Raw genomic sequence first — 13,112 nt, 5'->3', positions numbered from 1 at the left:
CACAATTAAAACAATAAAAATGAATAAACAACTCATATTAAAAAAACGTCCAATAGGCATTCCTGATACTACTACATGGCAATTAGAGTCAAATCCAATCCCAGAACCTAAAGAAGGTGAAGTATTAATTCAACAACATTATATTTCTTTAGACCCTGCAATGCGTGGTTGGATTAATGAAGGGAAATCTTATATAGAACCTGTTCAAATAAATGATGTTATGAGAGCAGGATCAGTAGGGAAAGTAATAAAAGCAAACAATCACCCAAAATTAAAAGAAGGTGATTTTGTAACTGGCTGGGGTGGTGTACAGCAATATAGTGTAACAAATGGAGATAATTGGTATCCTGTAGATCCAAAGCTAGCTCCTTTGCCAATGTATATCGGTACTTTGGGAATGCCAGGGATGACAGCCTATTTTGGGATTCTACAAGTAGGCGAAATTAAAGAAGGTGATGTTGTACTTGTTTCTGGAGCAGCCGGTGCTGTTGGTAGTATTGTAGGGCAAATAGCAAAAATAAAAGGTTGTCGAGTAATAGGCGTTGCAGGTGGAGCAAATAAATGTAAATATATTATTGATGAGTTAGGCTTTGATGGTGCAATTGATTATAAATCTGAAGATATTAATGCAGCACTAAAAAGAGAATGTCCAAAAGGTATCGATGTTTATTTTGATAATGTTGGTGGAGAAATTCTGGATGCTGCTTTGGCTAGACTCCGTATGCATGCACGTATTGTAATTTGTGGAGCTATCTCACAGTATAATAATAAAACTGCAATAAAAGGTCCATCAAATTATCTATCTCTTTTAGTAAATAGAGCCACAATGAAAGGAATGGTAGTTTTAGATTACACTAAAGATTTTGGTAAAGCAGCAATGGAGATGGGAGCTTGGATGGCTCAAGGTAAATTAAAAAGTAAAGAGGATGTTTATGATGGTATCGAAAATTTTCACGAAACATTTTTACGCTTGTTTTCTGGAGATAAAATGGGAAAATTAGTATTAAAGGTGATAGAAGATTAAATCTGCTTAAGATGGGTATTGATGACGTAATTAGGAAGTGTCTTAAAAATGTTAAACCATTTCATACTAAAGAATTATAGGATAATATATGAAAGCAATAGTTTGTAAAGAATTTGGACCACCATCTACTTTGGTTTTAGAAGAGGTAGAAAGTTCTAAACCTAAAGATGATGAGGTTGTAGTACAAGTAAAAGCTTGTGGAGTTAATTTTCCGGATACGCTAATAATCCAAGGATTATATCAGTTTAAACCTCAATTACCTTTTACGCCTGGTAGTGATATTGCTGGCATAGTAAAAGAAGTTGGAGAAAAGGTTAATCATGTTAAGCCGGGAGATGAGGTATTTGGTTTTGTAATGCATGGGGGTTATGCACAAGAGGTTGTGGTTCCTGGCAATGCATGTTTTCAAAAGCCACCAATGATGCAATTCCCTATTGCTGCTTCATTTATGATGGCATATGGGACTTCTTATCACGCTTTAAAAGATAGAGCAAAACTACAAAAAGGAGAAACATTATTGGTTTTAGGGGCTTCTGGCGGAGTTGGTTTAGCAGCCGTTGAACTAGGTAAACTTATGGGAGCCACAGTCATTGCAGCCGCATCTACAGATGATAAACTACAATTATGTAAATCTTATGGAGCAGACGAAATTATTAATTATACCAAAGAAGATTTAAAAACAAAAGTAAAAGAGCTTACCAAAGGAAAAGGAGTTGATGTAGTGTATGATCCTGTTGGTGGTAATTATGCAGAACCAGCTATTAGAAGTATGGCCTGGGAAGGGCGTTATTTGGTAGTTGGGTTTGCAGCCGGAGATATTCCTAAAATACCACTTAATCTGGCCTTGCTTAAAGGTTGTGCAATTGTAGGTGTGTTTTGGGGAAGTTTCGCCATGAAGACCCCTAAGAAAAATATGGAAAATACAATGGAATTAATGCAATGGTATGGAAAAGGAAAACTTAAACCCCATATTCATAAAATATATCCATTAGCAGATGCTTCAGTTGCTTTAGAAGATATTGCAAGTAGAAAAGTAAAAGGTAAAGCGGTTATACAATGTTCCTAAAAAAATAAACAATGAGATTAAAAGATAAAGTAGCTATTGTAACAGGAGGTTCCCGAGGAATAGGTAAAGCTGTTTCAGAATTATTTGCTCATGAAGGAGCTATTGTGATTATTTGGGATGTATTGCCAGAAGGGCAAAGTGTTGCCGATACTATTGTAAAAAAAGGTCAACGTGCAGAGTTTACTAATATTTCAGTGACGGATAAAGTTGCAATAGATGCAGAAGCACAGAGAATTAATGATACGTATGGTAAAATAGATATATTGATTAATAATGCAGGTATTACAAAAGATAGAACTTTGCATAAAATGAGCGAAGAAGAATGGGATGCCGTAGTCGATGTAAATCTTAAAGGTGTTTTTCTTTGTACCCAAGTTGTTTCGCAATACATGAAGGAAAAAAGCTATGGTCGTATCGTATCTGCTGCATCAAATGTAGGTCTAAGAGGAAATTTTGGACAAACTAATTATGCAGCTACTAAAGCCGGCGTTATTGCAATGTCCAAAACGTGGACGGTAGAGTTAGGTAAATATGGTATTACAGCTAATGCACTAGCTCCGGGATTTACGCTTACCGAGATGACAGAACAGATTCCTCAAGAGCATTTGGATGGAATTAAAAATCAAATACCTCTAAAGAAAGCTGCTAAACCAATAGATATAGCATACGGTTATTTATACTTAGCGTCTGATGAAGCGTCTTTTGTTTCTGGAATTTGTTTAACAATAGACGGGGGTGTATCAAGGTAATTTTAAGGAAATAAAAATTTTATTTATATACTATGGATAAGTTAATATGTAAAAATTTTTCTGAATTTAGAGCAAACGAAGGGCAATCACTTCCTACAGGAAATTGGTTATTAGTAACTCAGAAAATGATTGATGCTTTTGCCGAAGCAACACTAGATTTTCAATGGGTTCATGTGGATCACGAAAGAATAAAGAAAGAGTCACCATTTAAAAAACCAATAGCGCATGGTTTTTTGTCAGTATCCTTACTTTCTAAAATGCTTATGGATTTAATTGTTGTCGATAGTATGACGATGGGGGTGAATTATGGGTTAAACAAAGTAAGGTTTCCAAATCCAGTATTAGTAGATAGTAAAGTGCGTTTACATAGCAGTATTGCTAAAATAGAAGAATATGGTAAAAATGGATTGAAAATCACTTGGAATTGTTCTGTTGAAATTGAAAACACAGAAAAACCAGCCTGTGTCGCAGAATTTGTTTCATTAATGTTTGAATAGTATAAAAGTCAAAATTTATTAAAATAAAAAGCCTATACATTTTAGTATAGGCTTTATGCTTTAAAAAAAATTAAATAGTATATATTAAATTACTTTTACATTTACTGCGTTTAATCCTTTTCGTCCTTCTTGTAAATCAAACTCTACTGCGTCGCCTTCGCGAATCTCGTCAATTAATCCAGAGATGTGTACAAAATGTTCTTTGTTCGAATCTTCTTCAGTGATAAATCCAAAACCTTTGGAGTCATTGAAGAATTTTACTGTTCCTTTGCTCATTGTTATAATTTAAATTAGTTAATAAAACCTAAAGATAAAACCAAATATTTAATTCAACATCATCAATAGCTTTTACTTGTTGTCTAAACACAAAATTTAAGTGTTTATTACAAGTAAATGTATAAAAAAATATTAATTAATCAATTAAAAATTAATTTATTGAGACGAATTAGATGGATATTTACTGTAATTAGATGATAAGGAAAAACGATTTTAACTCGGAAGCTTTTCCAATTCTTGATAGTAATCAAATTGTAAATCTTCATGTAAAGTTGTTATTTTCTTTTTTAATGCTGTTAGTTCTCTAAAATAAATATTTTTTAAAACAGAGTTATTGCTTATGTAAGGTCTGTAATGAATTAATGTATCACAAAAAAAGAGAAGTAATTCGACCTCTGTTTCTTTACTAGATGAATACCTAATATGTTTTTTAATATTTCTTAAAATTTTTCGGACACTCTTTTTTATATAATGATAAGATGTGGTGTTTATAAGTTTAAACTGCTCATCAATTTCTTGTTTTACGCTTTGAATGTAACCTTCTTCATCTGTTGCCTCAAATAATAAATACGTAAGCAATTCTTTATTTTCTTTTTTAAAACGTGATAAACGAAGACATAATGCCATTAATTCTTCGTGTGAACTATGTTCTAGTTCTTTTTTTAATTCTCTTACAGTAGCAGTTTTCATAAGGTGCAATGTAGTAAGAATAGCTTATTTGTTATTGTAGATTGTATTTAAAATGTATGATTTTCTCAACCCGTACTTATCATCAATAATTTCACTTTTTATATATCAGGCAAAGATGTATTGGATATTTTATGGAAGTACGAGGACCTTTTCTGGATTATTTTTAACGAAAATTGAGTTATTAACATAGTTATTAACAATTAAAGTAGGTTTTTACGTGTTAAATATTAATAGTAATGTATAAATTATCATTTATATCGTGAAAATAATACTTTTAAACAAATTATTAACAAATAATAAACATTTTATTTGTTTTATTGTTGATAAGTTGTTAATTTGCTGCAACTTAATTTTAAATCCCACAATCATGAATAATTTATACTCCATGTTCGGACTTAATTTCGCAGGCTTTGTGAATTTTATGAAACAACTACCTAAAGCATCTAGTTATGCAATTCGTAAATAATAATACCAATAGATTTTTCTTGAATAAACTCGTAGTACTTTGTTTTGGTACTATTTTCAAGAATGATTAGAATATCTTGAGTTTGTGTTTTTGCCCTTAAGCCCTTCATTTTCTATTTGAAGGGTATTTTTTTTGAAAAAAGAAACTATATGAAAGCTTAAATAGTAGGAAAGATCAAGAAATACCTTTTTACTTCAAAGTATTTATATAAAAGATATGATATTGTAGATTAATCTAGCAGCAAGTTTTGCTGTACAATTGTCAATATCATATTTGGGATTAAGTTCTACGATATCAACACTAATTAGTTTATTGGATTTACAAATGGTGTGTATAGAATCCATGGCAATATCTACCAGAAAACCAGTAGGAGAAGGAGCACTAACGCCAGGTGCTACAGAAGATGAAAAACCGTCTAGATCAATAGTCAAGTATAGGTAATCGACTGATGCTATAAATTCTTTTAGTATTGAATTGATCTTGCTTTTGTGAGCAATAGTAAATTTGGTATTTTCAATATAGTGTACTTTTAAATTATGTGCCGTTTTATATAACTCTTTATTGTTTGCAGCTTTTTGAATACCTAAACAGAGGTAATTAAAATTGCTATTTTCAGAAGCTATTTGATAGAATGGAGTACCAGAATTCCCTACATTAATTTTTTTTCTAAGATCAAAATGGGCATCAAGGTTGATAATTCCGATAGTTTTATCGGGCCATTGCTTTTTAATTCCATTATAATGCGAATATGCAAGATCATGACCACCTCCTAAAAGAATTGGAAAAATTTTATGTTTTAATAAAATAGAAATTGCTTTTGATGTTTCTTGTTGAGTTTCTTCGAGGTTTCCGGTAGTGCAAGTTAAATTACCAACATCCAAAAGTTCTACTTGATCGGTAAAATGATTTGCAAGAGGAGCTAACATTCTCCTGATCATATCAGGCCCCTCAGATGTACCTATTCTACCTTGATTCCTTCTAACTCCTTCATCACACTGGTATCCTAAGAGTGCAAATGTTTTTTCCTTTAAATTTTTTAGGTTTTCTAGATCAAGGGGTATGCATTTAATTTTTTCATGAAGGTATAATTTATTTTCAGAAACTCTGCCTGTCCATAACTCTGTATTAGGATTTTGATAGTTTTTCATTTTATAAGAATAGCACAAATTAGTTGAAAATCTGATCCAAAATAGCAGTATCGACTTCCTTGGGAATAGTTACTTTTAATTCTGGTGTACGTTGCATTTCTCTTTTAATAGCGAATAGCGCTTCTTTATTTCTTGCCCAACTTCTTCTCGCAATTCCGTTGTTTACATCATAAAATAACATTCGTTCTAATCGTGCAGAAGCTTCTTTAGAACCGTCTAGTACAAGACCAAATCCACCATTTATTACTTCTCCCCAGCCAACACCTCCACCATTATGAATAGAGACCCATGTTGCGCCTCTAAAGCTATCGCCAATCACATTGTGAATTGCCATATCAGCAGTAAATTTACTGCCATCATAAATATTACTTGTTTCGCGATAAGGAGAATCTGTGCCACTTACATCATGATGATCTCTTCCTAAAACGATAGGTTTTGAGATCAATCCCTCTTTTATAGCGTTGTTAAAAGCTAATGCGATTTTAACTCTACCTTCTGCATCTGCGTATAAAATACGCGCTTGTGAGCCTACTACAAGTTTATTTTGTTTAGCTTCTTTTATCCAGGTAATATTATCCTGCATTTGTTGCTGAATCTCTTTTGGAGCATTCATTTTAATAGATTGCATAACATCTAAAGCAATTTGATCTGTTTTATCTAGATCTTCAGCTTTTGCAGAAGTGCATACCCATCTAAACGGTCCAAACCCATAATCAAAGCACATAGGCCCTAAAATATCTTGTACATAAGACGGATATTTAAAATCTATTTTATTATTAGCCATTATTTCTGCCCCAGCTCTTGAAGCTTCTAACAAGAAAGCATTTCCGTAATCGAAAAAATAGGTACCCTTAGAAGTATGTTTATTAATTGCAGTAGCATGTCGGCGTAAGGATTTTTGAACTTCTAATTTGAATTTTTCGGGTTCATTGCTTATCATCGTATTGGCTTGTTCATAACTTAAACCAGCTGGATAATATCCTCCAGACCACGGGTTATGTAAAGAGGTTTGGTCTGATCCAATATTGATATAAATATTCTCATCATAAAATCGTTCCCAGACGTCTACAATATTTCCTTGATATGCTATAGATACGACTTCTGTTTGACGTACAGCTTTTTTTACTCTGCTTACCAAAATATTTAAATCTCTTATAATTTCATCTACCCATCCTTGTTCATAACGTTTTTGTGCAGCTTTAGGATTTACTTCTGCGCATATGGTAATACAACCAGCTATATTTCCTGCTTTTGGTTGTGCACCACTCATTCCTCCCAAACCTGATGTTAAAAATATTTTACCTGCGCACGATTCATCTTGTCGTAATGTTTTTCTAAATGCATTCATTACTGTTATGGTAGTTCCATGCACTATACCTTGCGGTCCAATATACATATAGCTTCCTGCTGTCATTTGTCCGTACTGCGTAACACCTAGTGCATTATATTTTTCCCAATCATCAGGAGAAGAGTAATTAGGGATCATCATACCATTTGTGACTACAACTCTTGGGGCATCTTTTGAAGAAGGAAATACGCCCATAGGATGCCCTGAATAGATATTTAAAGTTTGTTGTTCTGTTATTGTAGCAAGATATTGCATGGTAATACTGTACTGTGCCCAATTTTGAAAAACACCACCATTTCCTCCATAAGTAATTAGCTCATATGGATGTTGTGCAACTGCAGGATCTAAATTGTTTTGTATCATTAACATAATCCCTGCTGCTTGTACGGTATTTGAAGGGTATTCGTCTATAGGTCTGGCGTATAATGCATACGCAGGAATAAAGCGATACATATAAATGCGCCCAAATGTATTTAATTCATCTAAAAATTCTTCGGCAAGTTCTTGATGCCATTCTTCAGGAAAGTAGCGAAGCGCATTTCTAAGAGCAAGTTTTTTCTCATCTTTTGAAAGAATTTGTTTCCGTTTTGGAGCGCGACTTATATCAGGGTTTAATGCTTTTTTTGGAGGTAATTTTTTGGGGATACCCTGTAGTATTTGTTCTTTAAAAGTCATATTTTAATTTATAGTACTTGAGTAGATGTATAAAAGAGTTACAAGTTTTAGTTAACTGGTATAAATCAGGTTTCCTTGTTTCCATATTTGTGAAGGAACTAGCTTACCTTGATGATAAAAGATTTCATTATAATGATCTGTTTTGAAAAGGTTAAAATCTGCTAACATTCCAGGCATTAATCGGCCTCTGTCTTGAAGGTTGAGAGCTGCCGCTGCTCTGTAGGTTATACCTGCTAATACCTCTGTGTTTGATAACTTTTCAAAAGTACCTAAAATACATGCTTGTGTGAGCAGGTCTCCCATAGGAGCTGAACCAGGATTCCAATCACTAGCTATAGCCAACGCTCCTCCCGAATCTAAGATTTTTCTTGCAGGAGTAAAACTGCACCCCAATCCAATTGATGCACCAGGCAAAGCAATAGAAACGACATTGCTATTGGCTAACATTTTTACCTCGTTATCTGTACTAGCTTCTAAATGATCCGCACTTATGGCATTCATTTTAACTGCAATTTCACTACCTCCTGTACTAAATTGATCTGCGTGTACCGTAATATCAAACCCCATTGATTTTGCTTTTTCAAAATAGGGAAGTATACTAGAAGGGGAGAAAGCGCTTTGCTCTATAAACGCATCTATCCGATTTGTTAGTTTTTCTTCTTGAAGAATAGGAAATAAAGTAGTGCTTATGTGATCCAAATATGTTTCATGATTTCCCTCAAAATCTTTTGGTAACATATGCCCTGCAAGGCATGTAGCGATAAGATCTGCTTCAGTGTTTCTTTCAGCTTCTTTTATGGCTCTTAACATTTTTAACTCCTCAGGAACAGATAACCCATAACCACTTTTAACTTCTATGGTTGTGACCCCGTTTTTTAAATGCGTATTTGCTCTTTTTACAATGCCATACATTAACTCTTGTTGTTCTGCTTTTCTAGTTTGGGTTACTGTATCCCATATTCCGCCACCTGCTTGCGCTATTTCTAGGTATGATTTGCCAGAATTTCTCATGGCATAATCTTTTGCTCTCGAACCACAATAACAAATATGAGTATGAGCATCTATAAAACCAGGCAGACAAACATAATTTGCTTTTAATTCTATAATCTCTAAATCAAGAGCTTTGTAATTGTTTAGTAAATCCGAATACGTCTCGATATTCTTAATATTCCCATCTTCTATTAGAATTCCTGCATTTTCTAAAATATGTAAATCCTCATCTTTGAGAGCACCTTTTATTGGTAATTCTCTCATCGATATAAGTTGTGAAATTGGACCTATTAATTTGTATTTAGACATATCAATTATTGTATTTATTCCTAATCTCTTTATTAAAGAGTTCTTTTAATATACCTCAAATTCATTAGAAAATTCTGTTTCAACAGAAATATTTTTTTCTTTAGATATTTGATTTACAATGGTTATGATGGTTTTATTCTTAATGATATTAATTCCTTCTTCGATATCATGAGCAAATACTCTGTCTTTATCTGCAAAAGCTACTTTAGTTCTAATAGCTTTATGTATTTCATCTACAATAACTCCTGATTTTAAAGGTTTTCTAAATTCAAAAGCTTGAGATGCGGTTAATAATTCTATAGCTAGTATTTTCTCAAGATTCTCAATAACTTTTATGGCTTTTCGCCCACCTATTGATCCCATGCTTACATGATCTTCTTGACCTAAAGATGTGGGTATACTATCAGCACTAGAAGGAAAACATAATCCTTTATTTTCACTTGCTAAAGCTGCTGTAGTATATTGCAATATCATGTATCCGGAGTTAATACCGGTATCTTTCATTAATAGTTTAGGAACTCCAGGAGAATTACCCTCTAAGGCAAGATATATCCTTCGGTCTGAAATGTTACCAAGTTCAGAAGCAGCTAGACAAGCATAATCTATTGCCATAGCAAGGGGTTGCCCGTGAAAACTTCCTCCACTAATAGTAAGTTCTTCATTAATAATTATAGGATTATCAGTGACAGAATTAAGCTCTACTTCAAGAAGTTCTTTTAGATGTAACCACGCATTTCTTGATGCTCCATGAACTTGTGGCATGCATCTTAATGAATACGGATCCTGAACTCGATCACAATCTACATGGTCTTCCATAATTTCAGAACCTTTTAATAACGATTTGATTCTAGAAGCAACATGTATATTGCCCTTAAAAGGGCGTAAATTATGTAATTCTCTATAAAACGGTTTTACAGAGCCTTGAAGACCTTCTATCATCATTGCACCAATAATATCGGCTTGAGAGAGGCAGTTATGAAGTTTTGAGACAATTTGGACTGCATGAGCAGCAATAAACTGAGTTCCGTTAATAAGAGCTAAACCTTCTTTTGGCCCAAGATCAAGAGGTGATAGCTCTGTAGTCTTAAATAACTCTTTAGTAGTAATTATTCTTTTATGGTATACCACTTTTCCTAAACCAATTAATGGCAGGAATAAGTGCGATAAAGGAGCTAAATCTCCTGATGCACCAACCGATCCTTGACTTGGAACTATAGGAATGGCATCATTATCAATATGCCAAAGAATTCTATCTAATGTTTTTTCTGAAATACCAGAATATCCTTTAGATAACGATTGCATTTTTAAAATCATCATAAGTTTAGCGATCTCATTATCTACAGGATCACCAACACCAACACTATGACTTTTAAGAATGTTGTTTTGTAAAACTTTTGTTTCTTCTTTAGAAATTTTAGTGGTACAAAGGGGGCCAAATCCGGTATTAATCCCGTAAACAGGATGTCCTTTATCTACAATATTCTCAACAACCTTTCTGCTTTCTTTTATTTTCTCTCTTGAAATTTTTGAAATAATACCTTTTGTTTCTCCCTTAGCTATTTTAAGAGCTATCCCTGCTGTTAAATAATCTTCTCCGTATAAAAAATGATCGGCCATATTAGACATTGTTTCAGTGCGAAATTTTAAATTGATTTGTTAGCACTAAATTAATATGTATTTTTAATAATTAGAAATACTAATATTATCATTAATTAATAACCATGAGTTATCAGTTAGAATTAAGACATTTTACATATTTTTTGGCCGTTGCTGAAGAACTGCACTTTAGAAAAGCTGCAGATCGTTTATATATTTCTCAACCTGGATTAAGTAGACAAATTAAACAGATGGAAGAGATTATAGGAGCAAAACTTTTTATAAGAGATAAACGAAATGTTGACTTAACAGCATCTGGTAGATACCTTAAAAAAGAATTAGATTACATTTTTAATCATATCGATTTTACCATAAAACAAACTCGTTTGATTGATCAAGGTAGTGATGGTGAGGTACGTATAGGATTTTTGGGTTCGGCAATGCAAACTGTGATCCCTGAATTATTGGTTAAAACAAACGAAAACTTCCCTAATATACAATTTAGTTTAGAAGAGATGTCTAATTATCTTCAGGTTGAAGCTATTGAAAGAGATCAGTTAGATCTTGGCTTTGTAAGATTGGCAAGGGTTTCTAAAGAGTTGAAAATGAAAACGATATTTAAAGACACTTTTTCATTGGTACTTCCTGAGGATCATCATCTTAATATAGATAATTTTAAAAGTATTGATCAAGTATCACATGAAAATTTCATCTTATTTTCATCTCGATATAGTTCTCTTTACTATGATAAAATTATGAGTATTTGTGAGGATAAAGGGTTTACACCCAAGGTGTCTCATAAATCAGTGCATGGGCAAACCATATACAAGCTTGTCGAAAGTGGTTTAGGTGTTGCGATTGTCCCAAGTTCGTTGCAGTATGGGTTCGATTTAGGGGTTAAATTTTTAGAAATTCCTAAAATTCCGCAAAAAGCAGTATTATCAGTAATTTGGAAAGAAAATAATCGTAACCCAGCATTACAACAGCTATTAAATTTGATGAATATTTAAATGGATGTTGCTGGATTTGTACTAGTATGATTAGATTTTTTTTTATTTCTGGATAGTGTTGTTTACTTTTGGTGCTGTCATTTTATTTTTATTTCTTAGTAAATTACTATGAAATACGATTGAATGGTCGCTTTAATATAGTAATGCTCCAAATTTATAAACTATGATAAAAAAGCTGTTTTTTATTACCTTATTTGTCGGATTGATTTCTGATTCGGTAAGTGCTCAGGTAGAATCTTTTCAAATAGGTTTTAAAGTAGGGTTTAGCCTAGCCGATTTTAAAGGCGAAGAAACCGATAATTTAGACCCAAGAACAAGTGTACATGTTGGATTGGCTGCTGAAATTCCTATCAATGAAATTTTAGCAATACAACCAGAATTATTATACACTTTTCAAGGTGTTAAAACAGAAAGTGAAGAAGTTAATTTTGAAAAAGAAAGTACAAAGTTAGATTATATTTATCTTCCTGTAATGGTGAAATACTATCCTTTTTATGTAGTTCCTGGTCTTAGTTTAGAAGCAGGTCCACAAGTAGGTTTTTTAACCTCTGCCGTACTCGAACGTAGAAATAATCTTGATGGAGGAATCACTGAAACTTCGGATACAGATATTAAAGATATTACTTCAAGTATAGATGTTGGATTTAATTTGGGAGTAGGGTATCAATTAGAGATCGGAGCTTTTATTCAAGCTAGATATAATTTAGGGATTACTGATGTTTTTGATATTGAAGGATTAGAAGTTTCTCAACAACACTCCGTATTTCAGTTTTCTACTGGATTTAAGTTTTAAATTTATAAAATTCTAAAAAATAAGCTCCACTATATACATATATATAGTGGAGCTTATTTTTTAATTGTTAACTAGGCATATTGTAGAAAAACTGCTCTTCGGTTATTTTACCATTATTAACTTGATATACTGCAACTTCTTCAATTTGCATTCTACCTTGACCTTTAAAAGTACAATCCATCTTCATAGTGCAACTAAAATGATTTTCTGCAATTAACGGATCAGAAATTTCACCTCCATGAAATTCTTCTACAGAGGCATACCAATCTTCACTTTTTTTAATAACAGCCTCTTTGCCATTGGTAATAGGGTTAGGGGAACCAGGCATTTCTTTGCTAATCACGTTTTGATCGTATAACTCGTTTAAAGCTTGCATGTTTTCACCTATACGGCAAAGTTCTACCAAGCGATTTGCAACTTGTTGTGTATTCATTGGTTTCAATTTTTAGGTTATAAAATGCTTTTCGCAATTAAT

General features: G+C 32.9%; 13 protein-coding genes. 6 read left to right on the top strand and 7 right to left on the bottom strand.

What is annotated here, in order from left to right; all coding sequences use genetic code 11:
* Positions 1-19: 19 nt before the first annotated feature.
* The 4 genes from D1816_RS06325 (at position 20) to D1816_RS06310 (ending at position 3,336) form a co-directional block, all read left to right on the top strand.
* The gene (locus D1816_RS06325; protein WP_066309013.1) at positions 20-1,024 is read left to right on the top strand and encodes an NADP-dependent oxidoreductase; all 1,005 of its coding nucleotides are present in this window, start codon (positions 20-22) and stop codon (positions 1,022-1,024) included.
* 88 nt (positions 1,025-1,112) lie between these two features.
* Positions 1,113-2,090 (top strand): NADPH:quinone oxidoreductase family protein, encoded by a 978-nt coding sequence (locus D1816_RS06320; protein WP_118501670.1) that lies wholly within the window; start codon positions 1,113-1,115, stop codon positions 2,088-2,090.
* Positions 2,091-2,101: 11 nt separating this feature from the next.
* Positions 2,102-2,839, top strand: a complete 738-nt coding sequence (fabG, locus tag D1816_RS06315) for a 3-oxoacyl-ACP reductase FabG (RefSeq protein ID WP_118501668.1) — start codon at positions 2,102-2,104, stop codon at positions 2,837-2,839.
* A gap of 32 nt (positions 2,840-2,871) precedes the next feature.
* Positions 2,872-3,336, top strand: a complete 465-nt coding sequence (locus D1816_RS06310) for a MaoC family dehydratase (protein ID WP_066309018.1) — start codon at positions 2,872-2,874, stop codon at positions 3,334-3,336.
* An 84-nt stretch (positions 3,337-3,420) separates the two neighbouring features.
* On the opposite strand, the gene D1816_RS06305 is transcribed toward D1816_RS06310, so the two are convergent.
* From D1816_RS06305 to hutH, 6 genes are all read right to left on the bottom strand, one after another.
* Positions 3,421-3,612: a cold-shock protein gene (locus D1816_RS06305; protein ID WP_066309019.1), complete on the bottom strand. Its 192-nt coding sequence runs from the start codon at positions 3,610-3,612 to the stop codon at positions 3,421-3,423.
* Between the two features lie 213 nt (positions 3,613-3,825).
* Positions 3,826-4,302 (bottom strand): hypothetical protein, encoded by a 477-nt coding sequence (locus D1816_RS06300; RefSeq protein ID WP_118501666.1) that lies wholly within the window; start codon positions 4,300-4,302, stop codon positions 3,826-3,828.
* Positions 4,303-4,971: 669 nt separating this feature from the next.
* Positions 4,972-5,916: a formimidoylglutamase gene (gene hutG / locus D1816_RS06295; RefSeq protein ID WP_118501664.1), complete on the bottom strand. Its 945-nt coding sequence runs from the start codon at positions 5,914-5,916 to the stop codon at positions 4,972-4,974.
* A gap of 19 nt (positions 5,917-5,935) precedes the next feature.
* Positions 5,936-7,939 (bottom strand): urocanate hydratase, encoded by a 2,004-nt coding sequence (locus D1816_RS06290; RefSeq protein ID WP_118501662.1) that lies wholly within the window; start codon positions 7,937-7,939, stop codon positions 5,936-5,938.
* Positions 7,940-7,990: 51 nt separating this feature from the next.
* Positions 7,991-9,238: an imidazolonepropionase gene (gene hutI, locus D1816_RS06285; protein ID WP_118501660.1), complete on the bottom strand. Its 1,248-nt coding sequence runs from the start codon at positions 9,236-9,238 to the stop codon at positions 7,991-7,993.
* Positions 9,239-9,283: 45 nt separating this feature from the next.
* Entirely contained in the window at positions 9,284-10,864 is a 1,581-nt protein-coding gene (hutH, locus tag D1816_RS06280) for a histidine ammonia-lyase (protein WP_118501658.1), read from the bottom strand.
* 95 nt (positions 10,865-10,959) lie between these two features.
* Here hutH and D1816_RS06275 point away from each other — a divergent pair, with 95 nt between their 5' ends.
* Positions 10,960-11,844 (top strand): LysR family transcriptional regulator, encoded by an 885-nt coding sequence (locus D1816_RS06275; protein WP_118501655.1) that lies wholly within the window; start codon positions 10,960-10,962, stop codon positions 11,842-11,844.
* A 163-nt stretch (positions 11,845-12,007) separates the two neighbouring features.
* A complete protein-coding gene (locus D1816_RS06270; RefSeq protein WP_066309032.1) occupies positions 12,008-12,637 on the top strand; it encodes a porin family protein in 630 nt (209 codons plus the stop codon).
* Between the two features lie 67 nt (positions 12,638-12,704).
* Here the strand turns inward: D1816_RS06270 and D1816_RS06265 are convergent, their stop codons facing one another.
* Entirely contained in the window at positions 12,705-13,070 is a 366-nt protein-coding gene (locus tag D1816_RS06265; protein WP_066309035.1) for a SnoaL-like domain-containing protein, read from the bottom strand.
* Between the last annotated feature and the right edge of the window lie 42 nt (positions 13,071-13,112).

This window comes from Aquimarina sp. AD10 (genome assembly GCF_003443715.1).
Lineage (GTDB): Bacteria > Bacteroidota > Bacteroidia > Flavobacteriales > Flavobacteriaceae > Aquimarina > Aquimarina aggregata.
This window is presented reverse-complemented; position numbering and strand designations above follow the sequence as displayed.

Excerpts from the sequence above, each read along its gene's own strand:
- D1816_RS06325 (WP_066309013.1), top strand. The coding sequence starts at position 20 with ATGAATAAACAACTCATATTAAAAAAACGTCCAATAGGCATTCCTGAT.
- D1816_RS06320 (WP_118501670.1), top strand. The coding sequence starts at position 1,113 with ATGAAAGCAATAGTTTGTAAAGAATTTGGACCACCATCTACTTTGGTT.
- fabG (WP_118501668.1), top strand. The coding sequence starts at position 2,102 with ATGAGATTAAAAGATAAAGTAGCTATTGTAACAGGAGGTTCCCGAGGA.
- D1816_RS06310 (WP_066309018.1), top strand. The coding sequence starts at position 2,872 with ATGGATAAGTTAATATGTAAAAATTTTTCTGAATTTAGAGCAAACGAA.
- D1816_RS06305 (WP_066309019.1), bottom strand. The coding sequence starts at position 3,612 with ATGAGCAAAGGAACAGTAAAATTCTTCAATGACTCCAAAGGTTTTGGA.
- D1816_RS06300 (WP_118501666.1), bottom strand. The coding sequence starts at position 4,302 with ATGAAAACTGCTACTGTAAGAGAATTAAAAAAAGAACTAGAACATAGT.
- hutG (WP_118501664.1), bottom strand. The coding sequence starts at position 5,916 with ATGAAAAACTATCAAAATCCTAATACAGAGTTATGGACAGGCAGAGTT.
- D1816_RS06290 (WP_118501662.1), bottom strand. The coding sequence starts at position 7,939 with ATGACTTTTAAAGAACAAATACTACAGGGTATCCCCAAAAAATTACCT.
- hutI (WP_118501660.1), bottom strand. The coding sequence starts at position 9,238 with ATGTCTAAATACAAATTAATAGGTCCAATTTCACAACTTATATCGATG.
- hutH (WP_118501658.1), bottom strand. The coding sequence starts at position 10,864 with ATGTCTAATATGGCCGATCATTTTTTATACGGAGAAGATTATTTAACA.
- D1816_RS06275 (WP_118501655.1), top strand. The coding sequence starts at position 10,960 with ATGAGTTATCAGTTAGAATTAAGACATTTTACATATTTTTTGGCCGTT.
- D1816_RS06270 (WP_066309032.1), top strand. The coding sequence starts at position 12,008 with ATGATAAAAAAGCTGTTTTTTATTACCTTATTTGTCGGATTGATTTCT.
- D1816_RS06265 (WP_066309035.1), bottom strand. The coding sequence starts at position 13,070 with ATGAATACACAACAAGTTGCAAATCGCTTGGTAGAACTTTGCCGTATA.